The sequence below is a fragment of the Dactylosporangium darangshiense genome (assembly GCF_039537565.1).
Taxonomy (GTDB): Bacteria; Actinomycetota; Actinomycetes; order Mycobacteriales; family Micromonosporaceae; genus Dactylosporangium; species Dactylosporangium darangshiense.
Window position 1 is genome coordinate 1 of sequence record NZ_BAABAT010000032.1, and the last position, 14,790, is coordinate 14,790.

Here is a 14,790-nt window from a genome sequence, read left to right on the forward strand (position 1 = left end):
GCGCCGCGAGCAGCATCGCGCGCAGGTCGGCGACGAGCGCGGCCGCGCGCCGGGCGGTCACCGTGGCCGCCGGGCCCGGCGCCACAGCCGGCGCGCCGCGGGCGGGATGGCGGGCAGGGCGGCGGCGACGGCGACGAGCGCCAGCAGGATCAGCAGGTTGCGGCCGTAGTGCTGCGGGAAGGCCGACGGGTTGTCGGCGATCCGCCCGGCGCCGACGACGAACGGCAGCGCGACCGCGCTCACCGCGGCGGCGACGACCAGCGCCGCCCGGGCGGGCCCGCGGGCGGGCGCCGGGACGACTCGGGCCAGCAACGCGCCGGCGGCCAGCACCAGCGGTACCACCACGAAATCGTGAGCAACGAGGGCGGCCGCGGCGAACACGAGCCGGCCGCGCAGCTCGGCGGCGGGCGCGTCGAGCCAGCCGGAGACCCCGTAGGCGATGAGCGCCAGGCCGGCCGCGGCCAGCAGTGCGCGCAGGAGCATCGCCGCCCTCATCGCGGCAGCACCGTGATCGCAGCGACCCACTTGGTCTGCAGGACGCCGGGCCGGTTCGGGGCGATGAGCCGGCACGGGAAGCCGTGGTCGAGGTGCAGCGGCTCGCCGCCGAGACGCAGCGCGAGCAGCGTCAGCGGGTCGCGGGCCGGCCCGGGCTCCACGACGGACTCCCGGTACGGGCCGTCGGGCTGCAGCGACTCGACCCGCACCGGCCGGTCGGCGTCCTCGGCGCCGACGAGGCGCAGCAGGTCGGCGAGGCGCACGCCGGACCAGGTGCCGGTGGCGCTCCACCCTTCGACGCACGCGATCGGCAGCTCGACCGTGGCCTGCGGCATCGCGAGGAGGTCGGCGAGGCCCAGCGCGTGCCGGCCGGCGGGCCCGCTGACGACCAGCCGGTACGAGTCGCCGGCCCGGGCGACCCGCGCCGCGGCGGCGGTCTTGTTCACCGGCAGCCCTTGCGGCCCGACGCCGGGCAGCCGCGGCGCGAGCAGCGAGAACCGCCGCAGGGGCGACAGCGTCTGCCCGACGGTCGCGACGGTGACGGTCGCGGCGGCGGCGCCGGCCATGAGCAGGACTCGCCGCCGGCCCCTGTCGCCGTGCGGGTCCGGCGGGCGGCCCGCGCGCAGCACGGGCAGCTTCGCGGCGAGGTGCAGCAGCACGGCGCCGGCGAGCAGGTACGCCGTCCAGTAGTGCGCGCCGAGGAAGCCGAACGGCATCGCGGAGTACCAGTAGGCGATGTTGAGCACGCCCGTGACGAGCTCGAACACCGCCGCGGCGGACAGCAACCCGACCGCTGCCCGTTCCAGCGCGTGCCCGAGGCCGTGCACCGGCGGCCACGCGAACAGCTTCGGGAAGACCGACCAGATCTTCGCGGTCAGCAGCGGTACCGCGGCCAGCCCGCTCGCCACGTGCAGTCCCTGGGTCACGCGGTACAGCTGGACCGGCCGCGAAGGCCAGTGGAACCACCCCGGCGGGTGCTGGATCAGGTGGCTGAGCACGCCGGTGACGAAGCAGACGGCGAACGCGATGCCCAGCCACATCCCGAGGCGCGCGGTGAGCCGCGTCGAGCGCAGCGGGCTGGTGAACCGCCGCGCGGCGGCGCCCAGCCGCGTCTCGAGTCGTGCGGTGAGCGGCGTCGAGCGCAGCGGGCTGGTGAACCGCCGCCCGGCGGCGCCCAGCCACGTCTCGAGTCGTGCGGTGAGCCGCGTCGAGCGCAGCCGGCCGGTGAGCCGCCGGCCGGCCGCGCCCAGCGCTCGGGCGGGGCGGGGCAGGCGGGTCAGGAGCTCGGGCGGACGAACCATCGGCCGGCCTCCGTCCAAGACTCGGCAGAGCGCAGCGGCCTGGTGAACGGTCGGGCGGCCGCGCTCGGCGCGTGGGCCGGGCGCGGTGGGCGGGTCAGGAGCTCAGGCGGACGAACCATCGACCGGCCTCCGTCCAGGTCTCGGCGAGCCGCAGGGCGGCCCGCTCGGCGATCGCGGCGATGTCGTCGGCGGCGACGAACGCCCACGGGAACGGCGCGCTGGTGCGGCCCGGGCCGGCGAGCGCGACGGGGCCGGCCCAGCTGCCGGCGCCCGGCGGGTCGACCTCGGCGAGGACGGCGCCGGCCGGCCCGACGAGGCGCCGGCAGCGGCGCAGCAGCCGGGCCGGGTCGCCGCCGATGCCGATGTTGCCGTCGGCGAGCAGGGCGGCGCGCCAGCCGCCCTCGCCGGGCAGCGGCCGGAACAGGTCCTGGCGCACCACCGGCGCGCCGCGGCGGCGGGCGTAGCGGACCGCCTGCGGGCTGACGTCCACGCCGAGGACGCGCCGCCCGGTCGCGGCGAGCGCGGCGGCGAGGCGCCCCGGCCCGCAGCCGAGGTCGACGGTGCCGTCGGGGCAGCGGGCCAGCAGCGCGCCGTCGCCGGGCCGGTGCCCGGCGTGCCACGCGCCCGGGTCGACGGCGCGCACCGCGGCACCGTCCGGCCCGAGCAGGCGCAGCCCGGCCGGTTCGCCGCGCTCGGCCCGCCGCAGCGCCTCCCCGAACACCGCCACCGGCGCCGTCATCGCCCCGCCCGCACTTCGGACAGCGCCCGGACCTCGGACCGCGTCCGCGCCCCGGACTGCGCCTGGACCTCGGACGATGCTCGCGCTCCGGACTGCGGCCGTGCCTCGGACTGGGCCCGGATCTCGGCCAGAGCCCGGGCGAAGCGGGTGCCGGGGCGGGCGGTGGCGGCCGCGTACGCGTCGGCGGCGGTGTCGACGTCGCGCAGCGTCGCCGTGGTGGCCACCGTCAGGCCGCGTCCGGCGAGGGCCGCGCGGGTGCGCGCGAACGTGTCCGAAGTGGACATCGGCACCTCGGGCAGCACCGCGGCGGCGGACGGGTCGCGTAGCGCGAGGGTCCACCAGCCGCCGTCCTGCGCCGGGCCGAGGACCGCGTCGGCGGCGGCGAGGCCGGCCGCGGCGGCGACGAGGTCGGCGACGCCGAGCTGCGGGGTGTCCATGCCGACGAGCAGGGTGGCCACGCCGGGGCGGGCGGTGTCGGCGTACGCGGCCGCGAGCCGCTCGCCGAGCCCGGCGCCGCGCTGCTCGACGCGGCCCCAGCCGGGCGGTGCGGGCAGCGGGCCGTCGGCGACGAGGGTGCGCGCGACGGCGGGCGTCGCGGCGAGCACCTCGACGGTGTCGGCGATCGCGGCCGCCGCGAGCTCGGCCGCCTGCGCGGGTGTCCACGGTGGACAGAGCCGGGTCTTGACCCGCCCGGGCACCGGCGCCTTGGCGAGCAGCAGCAGCTGCACACGGGGCGCGGTCATGATGCCAGCACGCGGCTCATGTCGCGGACCGCGCGCAGCGTGCCGCGCACGGTGCCGGTGACCTTCGAGCGGGAGCCGGTCGCGCGCGGTGCGTAGTCGACGTCGACCTCGCCGATGCGCCAGCCGGCCTCGGCCGCCCGTACCAGCATCTCGAGTGGGTAGCCGAAGCGGCGGTCGGTCAGGGCGAGGGCGAGCAGCGCCTCGCGGCGGGCGGCCCGCATCGGGCCCAGGTCGTGCACCACCATGCCGGTGGTGCGCCGCAGGCGCCAGGCCACGGCGGCGTTGCCGAGGCGGGCGTGTGCCGGCCAGGCGGCGCGGCGCGTCGGGCGGCGGCGGCCGAGCAGCAGGTCGTGCGAGCCGGCGGCGATCGGCGCGGCGACCCTCGGCAGCTGGCGCGGGTCGAACGAGCCGTCGGCGTCCATGAAGCACACGACGTCGGCGGTGGCGGCGGTGAGGCCGGCGTGCGCGGCGGCGCCGAAGCCGCGCGGCTCGGCGTGTACGACCGTGGCGCCGAACGCGGCGGCGATCGCTGGGGAGCCGTCCGTGGAACCGTTGTCGGCGACGATCGCGCGGAAGCCCTGGGGCATCCGGGACAGCACCCACGGCAGGGCGGCGGCCTCATCGAGGCAGGGCAGTACGACATCAGGCACGGTGCGGACGCTACGCACGGACCGGGCCGCAAAGTCTTACGAAGAGGTGACGCACCATTACGAAGCGCGAACGTGGGCCGCGGGCGACGGCCGGGCGAACCTAGCGTGACGGCATGCGGATTCTCGTCACCGGCTCGGCCGGGTTCATCGGCGGACACGTCGCCGCCGCCCTGCGCGCGGCCGGGCACGACGTCGTCGGGCTCGATGTGCTGCACCCGAAGGCGCACGGCCGGGCCCCGTCGCCCGGCGCGCCGGAGGGGCTCGTGCGCGCGGACGTGCGCGACGCCGATGCGGTGTCCGCGGCCCTGGCGGGCGTGGACGTGGTCGTGCACCAGGCGGCGGTCGTCGGCATGGGCGTGGACCTTGCGGACCTGCCGGAGTACGTCGGCTGCAACGACCTGGGCACCGCGGTCCTGCTCGCCGCGATGGCCTGCGCGGGGCGGCGCCGGCTCGTGCTGGCCAGCTCGATGGTCGTCTACGGCGAGGGCGCGTACGCCTGCCCGGCACACGGCCCGGCCGAGCCCGCCGAGCGCACCGCCGAGGACCTGGCCGGCGGGCGCTTCGAGGCGCGCTGCCCGTCCTGCGGTGCGTGGCTCGAGCCGGGCGAGGTCGGCGAGGACGCGCCGATGCGGCCGCGCAGCGTGTACGCGGCGACGAAGGCGGCGCAGGAGCACCTTGCGGCGGCGTGGGCGCGCGCGTGCGACGGATCGGTCGTGGCGCTGCGCTACCACAACGTCTACGGGCCGGGGATGCCGCGCGACACGCCCTACAGCGGGGTCGCCGCGATCTTCCGCTCGGCGCTGGAGGCGGGCCGGGCGCCGCGGGTGTTCGAGGACGGCGGCCAGCGACGGGACTTCGTGCACGTCGCCGACGTCGCGGCGGCGAACGTGGCGGCCGTCGGGGCGACGGGGGAGAACGTGGGCTTCCGGGTGTACAACATCGGCTCCGGAAAACCGACGACGGTCGGCGCGATGGCGGCGGCCCTGTCCGCGGCGATGGCCGGCCCGGAGCCCGTCGTCACCGGCGAGTTCCGCGCGGGCGACGTCCGGCACGTGGTCGCGTCGCCGGCGCGGGCGCGGCGCGAGCTCGGCTTCGCGGCCGCGATCGGTCCGGGGGAGGGGTTGCGCGGCTTCGCCTTCGCGCCGTTGCGCGGTTGAGCCTTGTCCTTGGTCGGCGGCGCGGCCGGTTCCGCGGGGACCGGGCCGCGCCGCGATGCGGCGATCAGACCGGCAGCAGCGACGAGTCCGACTCGGTCAGCGCGACCACGTCACTGGTCAGCGGCTGGTAGACGCGGCGCAGCAGGGCCGGGTCGCAGGCACCCGCTACGACGGCGAACACCGCCCGGGCCACGCGCTCCGCGTCCGCCGGCGCGACCGCGGCACGGGCCGCCACGTCCGACAGGAAGTCCAGGTGTACCTCCTGGTCGTACAGGTGCTGGAAGGACCACAGCGGCTCGGCGAGGGTCGGCGGGAGCTCCGCCGCCAGCTGGTGCACCCAGCCGTCGGGCAGCCGGTTCGCCAGCGCGTGCAGGACTCCGCGCACGGCCCGCCGTGCGCGCTCGGGGTCGGTGATGCCGGTCTTGTCGCGTACCTCCGCGATGAACACGTCTTCGTACATGCCGCGAACGCTGCCGGGCGCGTAGGTGAGCGGCCATCACTCGGCGGGGCGGACGGGGCCGTGGCAGGCGTCGGCGGCCGCGGCGGGTCACCCGCGGCGGGTGGGAACGCCTCACCCGCTCCTCGCCCAGCATTGCGCTGTACATGCAGCCCGAGGATTTGGGAGGCGTCACCATGACACTGCTGGTCACCCGTCCCCGCCGGTCGCTGGGCATGTACCCGGCGCTGGGCCTGCCCGTCTCGAGCGGGGCGCCCGTCGACATCGAGGAGACCGGCGACGCGTTCCGGGTCGAGCTGGACCTGCCGGGCGTGGCACCCGGCGACGTGCAGATCGAGCTGCGCGACAACGAGATCCGCGTCTTCGGCGCGTTCGCCGAGCGGCAGCGGGAGGGGACGCTGCGCCATCAGGCGCGGCGAACGGGTGAGTTCGAGTACCTCATCGCGCTGCCCGGCGACGTCAATCCCGACGGTGTCGAGGCCGACCTCGACGGCGGCGTGCTCACGATCGTGGCGCCGAAGGCGAGCGGCCGCCAGGCGCGGCGGATCGAGGTGCATCGCAAGGGCGAGACGCCGGTCGTCGAGTCCACGGTGGTACCGCAGGAGCCCTCCACCGACCAGCTGCGCTCGCCGGACAACCCCGCGGCGGCGGCGAAGCAGATGAAGGAGGGCCAGTCGCGGCCCGGCTCGGCAGGACCGTCGGGCACGGGCAGTACCGGCCAGGTCGGCCGCTCCTCGATGGGCTGAGGCGGACCGGACCGACCCGGGAGCGGCCGCCATGGCCGTGGACTTCCGCGACCCCTACGAGGTGCTCGGCGTGGCGCGGGGCGCGGGACGGGAGGAGATCCAGCGCGCGTACCGGCGCCTGGCCCGCCGCCACCACCCCGACGTCAGCGCCGAACCCGGCGCGGAGGAGCGGTTCAAGGAGATCACCGCGGCGTACCGCGTGCTCGCCGACCCGAAGCGCCGGCGCGAGTACGACGCGGCGCGCCGCAGCCGCTACCAGCGGTACCGCAGCGGCAACAACGACGCGGACCTGAGCGGCGGGCTGTTCCGCGGCACCCGCGGCGCCGACGCGCGCGGCGAGCTCACCATCGGCGTGGAGACCGCCTACACCGGCGGGCGGCACCGGGTGACGCTGCCCGGCCCGGCGGGGCGCCCGCGGCAGTACGACGTCGCCGTGCCGCCGGGCGTCGTGGAGGGCGAGAAGCTGCGCCTGCCCGGCCAGGGCGCGCCCGGCGACCGGGGCGGGCCGCCCGGCGACCTGTTCCTCGTCGTGCGCCTGGCGCCCCACCCGCGGTTCAAGGTGTCCGGGCGCCACGTCATGGTCGAGGTGCCGCTCAGCCCCTGGGAGGCGGCCCTCGGCGCGGTCGTGCCGGTCGGCATGCCGGCCGGGCAGCTGCGCCTGGACGTGCCGCCCGGCTCGTCCTCGGGCCGGCGCCTGCGCCTGCGCGGGCAGGGGCTGCCCAACCCGCGCGGCGCGGCCGGCGACCTGTTCGCGGAGATCCGCATCGTGGTGCCGGAGCGGCTCACCCCCGGCGAGCACGCGCTCTACAGCTCGCTCGCCCGAGAGTCGCCCTTCGACGCCCGTCTCATGTAGCGCATTGCTCTCGTGTAGCGCATTGCAGAAAGGCAGGGATCACATGCTCAAGAGGGAAGCGTGGCTGCTGGGCATCCGCGGGGTGCTCGCGATCATTTTCGGCGTCCTCGCCGTGATCTGGCCCGGGGTGACGGTGATCGCGCTGGCGTTGCTGTTCGGCATCTTCGCCATCGTCACCGGCGTCGAGCAGCTCGTGCACGCGATCCGCCCGGCGCCCGGCCCGTCCAACCCGGTCACCGGGTTCGCCGACGGCACCGGGCCGCGGCTGGCCCGCGGCCTGGCCGGGGGCATCGGCGTGGTGCTCGGCGTCCTGGCCATCATGTGGCCCGGCATCACCGGCATCGTGCTGGCCATCCTGGTCGGCGCCTGGGCGGTCGTGACGGGCCTGTCGGACCTGTGGCTGGCCACCCGCCAGCACGGCGGCTGGTCGCTGGCGCTCATCGGGGCGCTCGCGATCGTGGCCGGCCTGTTCATCATGGTGCGCCCGGCGGCGGGCGCGCTCGCCATCGCCTGGGCGATCGGCCTCTACGCGATCATCAGCGGCGTGCTGCTGCTGGTCGCCGCGTACCAGCTGACCCACCAGGGTTCGGGCCGCGGCCGGATGGCAGCAGCGCACTGAGCAGGGTTGTCCGACATTTGAATCCGATATGTCCGCTACTTCGTGACGGACATATCGGATTTTTCGGTTATGCCGGAGTTCCCGTCACCGGGAAGTTGCTGCGGAACACGTTGCCCGGGTCGCGCTCGCGCTTGATCGCCCGCAGCCGGGCCAGGGCGTCCGGCGCGAACGCGTCGGCCGCCGTCTCGTGGGGCGCGAGGAACGTCAGCGGCTTGCGGCCGCTCACCGGCAGCGCCGCGGCGAGCTCGCGCTGCCGTTCCAGGACGCCGTCGCCGGGCAGGCTCAGCATGTACACCGCGAACGGCTCCGTCAGGGGCCCGTGCGGCCCGTGCGCCGGCCCGGCCAGGGCGCCGCCGAGGTGGCGCACCTGGATGGCCAGCATCGGCGCGACGGGGTCGGCCAGCAGCGTCTTGGCCGCCGTGTCGTCCAGGACGGTGAGCAGCTCGGCGCGGGACTGCCCGGGGCTCGGGTCGGTGGGGTCGGCGGTGATCGAGCCGACCTCGGCGACCGACATGACCCGCCGGGTGTCCGCGCGCGCGCCCGGCGGCAGCGGGGCGAGCAGCTCGCGGGCCTCGTCCTGCGCGCCGAGGTGCGCGACGTCGACGACGACCACCGGCTCGCCGCCCGGGAACTTCGCCACCGCGAACCAGGCGGACAGCTGCGGCGGCGCGGTCGCGGTGATGCGCCGGAAGGCGTCGAGCACCTCCGGCGCCTGCGCGCCGTCCCACAGGACCCGGCCGCCGTACAGCGCCGGCGCGGGATGCAGGTCCAGCTCCAGCGCGGTGACGACGGCGTAGTCGCCGCCCCCGCCGCGCAGCGCCCAGAACAGGTCCGGGTCGTCCTCGGCGCTGACCCGCCGCGCCCGGCCGGCGGCGTCGACGACCTCGAACGCGGCGACGCTCTCGGCGACCCAGCCGTGCGCCCGGCCGAACCAGCTCAGCCCGCCGCCGAGGGCGACCCCGGCGACGCTGACGATGGGCGAGCTGCCCGGCAGGCCGGTCAGGCCGTGCTCGGCGGCGGCGGCCTGCAGCCGGCCCGAGGCGACGCCGGCGCCGATGCGGGCCCGGCGGGCGCCGGGGTCGAGCTCCAGCGCGTCGAGGCGCCCGGTGCGCAGCAGGATCGTGCCGCCGGTGCGGCCGGTGGCGCCGTGGCCGTTGGGCTGGGTGGCGATGCCCAGGCCGGCCGCGGCGGCGTGGCGCACGAGCGCGGCCACGTCCTCGGCGTCGGCCGCCTCGACGACGGCGGCGACGGGCTGCTCGACGGCGCGGTTCCAGGGCCGGCGGGCGGCGTCGAACCCGGGGTCGCCGGGCAGCAGCACCGCGCCGCGAACGGCGTCGCGCAGGTGGTCGCTCATGCAGTGGTCCCTTCAGGAGTCATCAGTTCGGCGAAGCGCGCCCGGGTGTTCTCGGGCGCGGCCGGGTATCGGCGCTCGACGTCGGCCTTGAGCCCGGCGAGGGTCTGCGCGGCGAGCTCCCGCCGCCACGCCAGGTCGGCGCGGCGCATCGCCTGCGACACCAGGCACGCCTGGCGGTAGTCCGTCCCGGGGTCGGCGCCGGGCCCGCGCCGCAGCAGCTCGTCGCAGCGGAAGGCCTCGCCGCCGCCCTCGATGGCCACCACGATGTCCAGCAGCGTGATCCGCTCCGGGTCGCGGGCCAGCCGGAACCCGCCGCGCTTGCCGGGCGTCGAGGCGACGATGCCGGCCCGGGCGAGGGCCTGGAACTGCTTGTTCAGGTATGCGGCGGGCAGGTCGTAGAACTCGGCCAGCTTCGCCGCCGGCACCGCACGCCCCGGCGGCAGCCAGGTCAGGTTGAGGCAGCCGTGCAGCGCCCACTCGACGCCCTCGCTCATCCGCATACCTGGACACTAACTATCCAGAATTACGGCGTCAACCGTGTCGCGCTGTGCCGTGCGTCGCCCGGCGTCTGCCGGTCGGGCCGGGCGCAGCAGTACCAGGACCGCGATCCCGCCCAGCGCGGCCAGGGCGGCGCTGGCCAGGAAGATGCGGTCGAGGCCGGCGGCGTAGGCGGCGCGCAGCAGCCCGGCGGGGGCCTCGCCGAGCAGGCCGCCGAAGCCGCCGCCGGTGAGCCGCCGGGCGGCCACCTCGGGCGCGGCGACGCCGCCGCCGGCCAGAACGTCGCGGGCGCGGCCGGACACCACGGTGGCGAGGACCGGCAGCGCGAGGGCGTACCCGAGCTGGCGGAACGTGTTCGAGGCGCCGTTGGCCATGCCGGCGCGCTGCGGGGGTACCACCGCCAGTGCCGCCGACGCGAGGACCGGCGTGCTCAGCCCGACGCCCACGCCGGTCACGCACAGGCCCGGCACCAGGGCCGTCCAGCCCGAGCCCGGGCCGACGAGCGTGCACAGCGCCGTGCCGGCGGCGACGAGCAGCAGGCCCAGGCCGATGGTGTACCGCGGCGCCACCGCGTGCAGCAGCCGCCCGCCGGCCCCGGCCACCACGAACGCGACGACGGCCATCGGCGCGAGCACCAGCCCGGCGGCCATCGCACCGAGCCCGAGCACCGACTGCGCCCACAGCGAGACGAACACCAGGTTGGCGAAGGCCGACGCGGTCAGCGCCGCCGCACCGAACATCAGCGCGGCGAACGCCGGGCGCCGGAACAGCGACAGGTCCAGCATCGGCTCGGCTCGCCGCCGCTCCAGCAGCAGGAACACCGCGACCGCCGCCACGCCGCCGGCCAGCGCGGCGACCGTGACCCGATCGCCCCAGCCCGCGTCGCCGGCGCGGATCAGGCCGTACACGACGAGCGTCGCGGCGACGGTGAAGCTCACGACGCCGGGCACGTCCGTGCGCCGTACACGGTCGGTCACGGCGCTCGGCAGCGCGGTGCGGGCCAGGATCACGGCCAGCACGGCGACCGGCAGGTTGACGAGGAAGATCGAGCGCCAGCCCACGTGCTCGGTCAGCAGCCCGCCGAGGATCGGCCCAGCCGCGGCGGCCGCGCCGTTGGCCGCGCCCCACACGCCGAAGGCCACCGAGCGGTCCCGGCCGGCGTAGGTGATGCCGAGCAGGGCGGCGTTCGTGGCGTACATGGCGGCGGCGCCGAGCCCCTGCACGCCCCGCGCGGCGATGAGCGTGCCGACGTCCGGCGCCAGCCCGCAGGCGAGCGACGCGGCGGCGAACACGACGAGCCCGCCGATGAAGACCCGCCGGTGCCCGAGCCGGTCCGACAACGACCCGGCGGCCATGAGCAGGGCGGCGAGCACCAGGACGTAGAGGTCGACGGTCCACTGCAGCGCGGCGAACGACGTGTGCAGCTCCCGGCCCAGGTCGGGTGCGGCGATGCTGACGATCGTCAGGTCGACCAGCAGCATGAAGGTGCTCAGCGAGACCGCGAGCAACGGCAACCATTTGCGCATGCCGGTGAGCGTGCGCGACTCGGCGCGGCGCCGTCGCGTCCGCGGCCGTTCGCGGCGGAATCCGGCACGCGGTACCGTGTCTGCGGTGGATCCACTCACGCTGGACGAGCTCGACCGGCAGCTCGCGCACGCGCTGCAGGTCGACGGCCGGGCACCCTTCAGCCGCATCGGCCAGGTGCTGGGCGCCTCCGACCGCACCGTCGCGCGCCGCTACCACCGCCTGCGCTCCGCCGGCGCCCTGCGCGTCGTCGGCCTGCCGCACGCCGCCGCGATCGGTCGCGTCGACTGGATGGTGCGCATGCGCTGCACCCCCGACGCCGCCGTCCCGATCGCTGTGGCCCTGGCCCGCCGCACCGACACGTCCTGGGTGACGATCATGTCCGGCGGTACCGAGATCAACTGCATCACCCGCACCCGCCGCCAGGCCGACGAGGGCGAGCTGCTGCTGCAGAAGCTGCCGCGCACGCCCCGCATCACCGCCGTGAGCGCGCACTGCATGCTGCGCGCGGTCGCCGGCGTCGGCGGCTGGCCCGGCCGCACCGCCGCGCTCACCCCCGAGCAGGTCGAGGCCCTGCTCCCGCCCGCACCGGACGGCAGCGCCGCCGAGGTGGGCCCCGCCGACGACGCGTTCTTCGCCGCGCTGGCCCGCGACGGCCGCGCGAGCCACCCGGCCCTGGCCGCGGCGACGGGCTGGTCGGAGACCACGGTCCGCCGCCGCCTCGACGCCCTGCGCCGCGCCGGCATCCTGTACTTCGACGTCGACACCCGCTCCGAGCTCTTCGGCTACACGGCCGAGGCGGCGCTGTGGCTCACGGTCGCACCGTCCGCCCTGACCCCGGTGACCCGCGCCCTGGCGACCCACCCCCAGATCGCGTTCGCCGCCGCCGTGACCGGCCCGGCGAGCGTCGCCGCGGTCGTGATCTGCCGGGACCTGGACGAGCTCTACGACTACCTGGCCGAGGGCGTCGGCTCGCTGCAGGGCGTCCTGTCCGCCGAGACGACGCCGCTGGTACGCCGGGTCAAGAGCGCCGGCGCCCTCCTGGTTCCGTGATCGGGCCTCCCCTGGACGACAATGGCGCCATGCCGTTCTCGGTCCGCCTGGCGCGGTGGGTGCTGCTCGCCGCCGGCGCCGCGACCCTCGCCGGCGGGCTGGCGGGCCTGGTGGCGCGGGGGAGCGTCGCCGCCGCGTACGTGCTGGAGTACGGCGATGCCGGCCTGCAACGCTCCCGCCTTGCCCTCGCGGCAGGCGCGATCCTCGGCACCGCGGCCGCCGGCTGCTGCCTCTACGCCGCCGCCCGCCTGCGCGCCGCCGTCCGCGGCCCCGCCTGGCTGGTCTGCGCCCTGCTCGTGTCGGGCCTGGCGCCGGTGTTCTTCGGCGGCGGCACGATCATCGCACCGCGCGTCCCCGGCCAGGGCGTGACCTCCGCCGACCTGGCCACGGACCTGCACGCGCTGGCGCCGCGCTGGTACCCGCCGACGGTCGCCGCCCTGGCCTGCTTTGCCGCCTGCGCCGCCCTGGCCGCCGCACTGTTGCTGGCCTGGCCGGCACCGGCGGACCCGCACTCCTCGGGTTCATAGGACGACGTGGAATCGGACTTATGACCTGTCGGGGTATAAATCCGATAAGTCGTGGCGCGGAGCGCCCGACTTATCGGAGAAAACGTGCCTACTGGAGCTCGTGCGAGACGTGGGCGTGGACGATGCGCCAGCCCTCCGGGAAGCGGACCCACGACTGGGACTGGCGGCCGGGACGGTCCTGCGACCCGGGGTAGTCGAACATCGTCGTGACCGTGGCCAGGTCCGAGCCGAACGTGGTGACGTGCGTGTCGTAGAGGCGCCGGCCCGCGGGCAGCGGAGGCTGCGCGGCGCGCCACTCGTGCAGGGCCGTCGCGCCCTCCTGCCGGTCCGCGATGCCGAAGCGGGTGACCTGCGGGGAGTTCCAGAACCAGGCGTCGAGCGCCCCGACGTCGCCGGCCACCAGGGCCTTCTCGTAGTCGGTGAACGCGGCCGTGACCTCGGCCACGACGTCGGGGCGATCGATGTCCACTGTGAAGGCTCCTAGACGGTGGCGGGCTCGGGGGAGGAGGCAGGGGAGGGGGACTCGAGGCGGTCCAGCTCCAGCTCGTCGGGGTCCTTCGGGCGTGGGGCCGGGCGGGTCAGGGCGAACAGGCCGCAGACCGCCGCGATGAAAAGATAGCCGAGCGCGACCGGGCCGTCGGCGTTCCAGGCTATCTGCTCGGCGTGTATCAGGCCGACGAAGCTCAGCAGGGCGCCGGCCACCGCGAAGACGGCGGCGTGGATGAAGCGCTTGTCGATGACGAACGCGACGATCGAGCCGAAGACCAGGCCGGCCAGGATGGCGCCCTGGCCCAGGGTGAGCAGGCCGGAGTAGACGACGCCGTTGCCCTCCAGTGCGGCCTCGCCGACCTTCGTCGCCGTCGTGCCGGCGGCGGCCAGGGAGTTGTCGATCTGGCTGGTCGCCCACTGTGCGATGTTGGGTATGAGGGCGGCGATGACCGCGGCCGCGTGGGCCTTCGGGGTGAACTGGAAGGCCTGTGCGCCGATGAGCAGGCCGATGTACAGCAGGATCGGCACGATCGCCGGCATCGGCAGGATCGCGCCGAGCAGGCCGAACATGCTCAGGAAGCACAGCAGCGCGATGACGATGCCCGTGGCCATCGAGTAGCCGTTGCGGCCGCCGGCCTTCTTCCACCCGGGGTGGCCGACGTAGACGGCCGGCGGGAACGGGGAGCCCAGCGCGGAGCCGATGATGGCGCCGGCGCCGTCGGCCAGCAGGACGCTGCGCAGGTTGTAGTTGTCGCCGGCCGCCGCGGCGCTCTCCACGTTGGACATGCCCTCGGTGAAGTTGTAGACGCCGAGCGGGATCGCGGTGGCCAGCAGCGGCGCAACGTCGGACAGGCCGGAGAACAGCAGGTCCAGGTGCACGCCGGGGATCGCGAAGCCGATCTCGTGCGCGGCGGTGCTGACCGCGTTGCCGTCCATCGCGCCGCCGATCCAGCCGATCGCGGTGCCCAGCAGCAGCGCGGCCAGGCCGATCGGGAAGTTGCCGGGCAGCTTCGTGTCGGTGAGCAGGCCGATGAGCAGCAGCGCGAAGACCGGCAGGGCGACCCACGCGAGGTTCCACATGCGGGCCGCGGGCAGCATCGAGATGAACGTGATCGAGATGCCCGCGAGGGTGCCCAGCAGGGCGGCGCGCGGTGCGTACTTGCGGATGTACGGGCCGACAAAGGCGCCGATCAGCACGATGACGCCGATGATGAACGCCCAGGCGAGGCCGGCCTTCCACGCCTTGGTGGCGTCCTGCGTCTTGAGGTACACCGGCAGCATGATCACGAAGATGACGATGAACATGTGCGGGACGCTGGGGCCGTAGGGCAGGGCCGTGACGTCGGTGCGGTTCTCGCGCCGGGCGAGCCGGCGGGCCAGGAACGTGTAGTACACGTTGCCGACGACGAGGGCGATGCCCAGCGCCGGCAGGATCGCGTGGAACACGTCGTGCTCGCTGAGCTTGACCACGCCCAGGCACAGCGCGGTCAGGGTCAGCACGTTGACGAGCACGTTGACGCCGAAGCCGAAGAAGGCGTTCGTGTCCCCGCGCACCCACCACGGGATCTTCAACGAAGTTTCCATG

Annotated in this window: 17 protein-coding genes; 6 read left to right on the forward strand and 11 right to left on the reverse strand. The window is 75.9% G+C overall.

The window, feature by feature from the left end; genetic code table 11:
• Positions 1-57 precede the first annotated feature (57 nt).
• From ABD901_RS39890 to ABD901_RS39910, 5 genes are all read right to left on the reverse strand, one after another.
• On the reverse strand, positions 58-495 hold the full coding sequence (locus ABD901_RS39890; RefSeq protein WP_345135547.1) for a hypothetical protein: 438 nt from the start codon (positions 493-495) through the stop codon (positions 58-60).
• Complete coding sequence (locus ABD901_RS39895; protein ID WP_345135549.1) at positions 492-1,796, reverse strand: molybdopterin-dependent oxidoreductase; 1,305 nt, start codon at positions 1,794-1,796, stop codon at positions 492-494. Before ABD901_RS39895 ends, ABD901_RS39890 begins: the two co-directional genes overlap by 4 nt.
• 94 nt (positions 1,797-1,890) lie before the next feature.
• The gene (locus ABD901_RS39900; RefSeq protein WP_345135551.1) at positions 1,891-2,535 is read right to left on the reverse strand and encodes a methyltransferase domain-containing protein; all 645 of its coding nucleotides are present in this window, start codon (positions 2,533-2,535) and stop codon (positions 1,891-1,893) included.
• The gene (locus ABD901_RS39905; RefSeq protein WP_345135553.1) at positions 2,532-3,278 is read right to left on the reverse strand and encodes a TIGR04282 family arsenosugar biosynthesis glycosyltransferase; all 747 of its coding nucleotides are present in this window, start codon (positions 3,276-3,278) and stop codon (positions 2,532-2,534) included. Before ABD901_RS39905 ends, ABD901_RS39900 begins: the two co-directional genes overlap by 4 nt.
• The gene (locus ABD901_RS39910) at positions 3,275-3,928 is read right to left on the reverse strand and encodes a glycosyltransferase family 2 protein (RefSeq protein WP_345135555.1); all 654 of its coding nucleotides are present in this window, start codon (positions 3,926-3,928) and stop codon (positions 3,275-3,277) included. The genes ABD901_RS39905 and ABD901_RS39910 overlap by 4 nt, the downstream gene beginning before the upstream one ends.
• Positions 3,929-4,041: 113 nt before the next feature.
• Here ABD901_RS39910 and ABD901_RS39915 point away from each other — a divergent pair, with 113 nt between their 5' ends.
• Entirely contained in the window at positions 4,042-5,085 is a 1,044-nt protein-coding gene (locus ABD901_RS39915) for an NAD-dependent epimerase/dehydratase family protein (RefSeq protein ID WP_345135558.1), read from the forward strand.
• A gap of 64 nt (positions 5,086-5,149) precedes the next feature.
• Here the strand turns inward: ABD901_RS39915 and ABD901_RS39920 are convergent, their stop codons facing one another.
• A complete protein-coding gene (locus ABD901_RS39920) occupies positions 5,150-5,545 on the reverse strand; it encodes a DUF2267 domain-containing protein (protein WP_345135561.1) in 396 nt (131 codons plus the stop codon).
• A 173-nt stretch (positions 5,546-5,718) separates the two neighbouring features.
• On the opposite strand from ABD901_RS39920, the gene ABD901_RS39925 reads away from it, so the two are divergent.
• The 3 genes from ABD901_RS39925 to ABD901_RS39935 are packed head-to-tail and all read left to right on the forward strand — an operon-like array spanning position 5,719 to position 7,760.
• Positions 5,719-6,288, forward strand: a complete 570-nt coding sequence (locus tag ABD901_RS39925) for an Hsp20/alpha crystallin family protein (protein WP_345135562.1) — start codon at positions 5,719-5,721, stop codon at positions 6,286-6,288.
• Positions 6,289-6,319: 31 nt separating this feature from the next.
• The gene (locus tag ABD901_RS39930; protein WP_345135565.1) at positions 6,320-7,141 is read left to right on the forward strand and encodes a DnaJ C-terminal domain-containing protein; all 822 of its coding nucleotides are present in this window, start codon (positions 6,320-6,322) and stop codon (positions 7,139-7,141) included.
• 43 nt (positions 7,142-7,184) lie between these two features.
• Complete coding sequence (locus tag ABD901_RS39935) at positions 7,185-7,760, forward strand: HdeD family acid-resistance protein (protein ID WP_345135567.1); 576 nt, start codon at positions 7,185-7,187, stop codon at positions 7,758-7,760.
• 67 nt (positions 7,761-7,827) lie between these two features.
• On the opposite strand, the gene ABD901_RS39940 is transcribed toward ABD901_RS39935, so the two are convergent.
• The 3 genes from ABD901_RS39940 to ABD901_RS39950 are packed head-to-tail and all read right to left on the reverse strand — an operon-like array spanning position 7,828 to position 11,138.
• A complete protein-coding gene (locus ABD901_RS39940) occupies positions 7,828-9,114 on the reverse strand; it encodes an FAD-binding oxidoreductase (protein WP_345135569.1) in 1,287 nt (428 codons plus the stop codon).
• Positions 9,111-9,614 carry an RrF2 family transcriptional regulator gene (locus ABD901_RS39945; RefSeq protein ID WP_345135571.1) on the reverse strand — a complete coding sequence of 168 codons (504 nt, stop codon included), beginning with the start codon at positions 9,612-9,614 and terminating at the stop codon, positions 9,111-9,113. Before ABD901_RS39945 ends, ABD901_RS39940 begins: the two co-directional genes overlap by 4 nt.
• A 9-nt stretch (positions 9,615-9,623) precedes the next feature.
• A complete protein-coding gene (locus ABD901_RS39950) occupies positions 9,624-11,138 on the reverse strand; it encodes an MFS transporter (protein WP_345135573.1) in 1,515 nt (504 codons plus the stop codon).
• Positions 11,139-11,223: 85 nt separating this feature from the next.
• Here ABD901_RS39950 and ABD901_RS39955 point away from each other — a divergent pair, with 85 nt between their 5' ends.
• Both ABD901_RS39955 and ABD901_RS39960 read left to right on the forward strand, forming a co-directional pair.
• Entirely contained in the window at positions 11,224-12,189 is a 966-nt protein-coding gene (locus ABD901_RS39955; protein ID WP_345135576.1) for an Lrp/AsnC family transcriptional regulator, read from the forward strand.
• A 29-nt stretch (positions 12,190-12,218) separates the two neighbouring features.
• Complete coding sequence (locus ABD901_RS39960) at positions 12,219-12,716, forward strand: hypothetical protein (RefSeq protein ID WP_345135578.1); 498 nt, start codon at positions 12,219-12,221, stop codon at positions 12,714-12,716.
• Positions 12,717-12,804: 88 nt separating this feature from the next.
• Here ABD901_RS39960 and hpxZ read toward each other — a convergent pair whose 3' ends face one another.
• Positions 12,805-13,185: an oxalurate catabolism protein HpxZ gene (hpxZ, locus tag ABD901_RS39965; RefSeq protein ID WP_345135580.1), complete on the reverse strand. Its 381-nt coding sequence runs from the start codon at positions 13,183-13,185 to the stop codon at positions 12,805-12,807.
• 11 nt (positions 13,186-13,196) lie between these two features.
• Entirely contained in the window at positions 13,197-14,789 is a 1,593-nt protein-coding gene (locus tag ABD901_RS39970) for a SulP family inorganic anion transporter (RefSeq protein WP_345135583.1), read from the reverse strand.
• Between the last annotated feature and the right edge of the window lies 1 nt (position 14,790).

Excerpts from the sequence above, each read along its gene's own strand:
- ABD901_RS39890 (WP_345135547.1), bottom strand. The coding sequence starts at position 495 with ATGAGGGCGGCGATGCTCCTGCGCGCACTGCTGGCCGCGGCCGGCCTG.
- ABD901_RS39895 (WP_345135549.1), bottom strand. The coding sequence starts at position 1,796 with ATGGTTCGTCCGCCCGAGCTCCTGACCCGCCTGCCCCGCCCCGCCCGA.
- ABD901_RS39900 (WP_345135551.1), bottom strand. The coding sequence starts at position 2,535 with ATGACGGCGCCGGTGGCGGTGTTCGGGGAGGCGCTGCGGCGGGCCGAG.
- ABD901_RS39905 (WP_345135553.1), bottom strand. The coding sequence starts at position 3,278 with ATGACCGCGCCCCGTGTGCAGCTGCTGCTGCTCGCCAAGGCGCCGGTG.
- ABD901_RS39915 (WP_345135558.1), top strand. The coding sequence starts at position 4,042 with ATGCGGATTCTCGTCACCGGCTCGGCCGGGTTCATCGGCGGACACGTC.
- ABD901_RS39920 (WP_345135561.1), bottom strand. The coding sequence starts at position 5,545 with ATGTACGAAGACGTGTTCATCGCGGAGGTACGCGACAAGACCGGCATC.
- ABD901_RS39925 (WP_345135562.1), top strand. The coding sequence starts at position 5,719 with ATGACACTGCTGGTCACCCGTCCCCGCCGGTCGCTGGGCATGTACCCG.
- ABD901_RS39930 (WP_345135565.1), top strand. The coding sequence starts at position 6,320 with ATGGCCGTGGACTTCCGCGACCCCTACGAGGTGCTCGGCGTGGCGCGG.
- ABD901_RS39935 (WP_345135567.1), top strand. The coding sequence starts at position 7,185 with ATGCTCAAGAGGGAAGCGTGGCTGCTGGGCATCCGCGGGGTGCTCGCG.
- ABD901_RS39940 (WP_345135569.1), bottom strand. The coding sequence starts at position 9,114 with ATGAGCGACCACCTGCGCGACGCCGTTCGCGGCGCGGTGCTGCTGCCC.
- ABD901_RS39945 (WP_345135571.1), bottom strand. The coding sequence starts at position 9,614 with ATGCGGATGAGCGAGGGCGTCGAGTGGGCGCTGCACGGCTGCCTCAAC.
- ABD901_RS39950 (WP_345135573.1), bottom strand. The coding sequence starts at position 11,138 with ATGCGCAAATGGTTGCCGTTGCTCGCGGTCTCGCTGAGCACCTTCATG.
- ABD901_RS39960 (WP_345135578.1), top strand. The coding sequence starts at position 12,219 with ATGCCGTTCTCGGTCCGCCTGGCGCGGTGGGTGCTGCTCGCCGCCGGC.
- ABD901_RS39970 (WP_345135583.1), bottom strand. The coding sequence starts at position 14,789 with ATGGAAACTTCGTTGAAGATCCCGTGGTGGGTGCGCGGGGACACGAAC.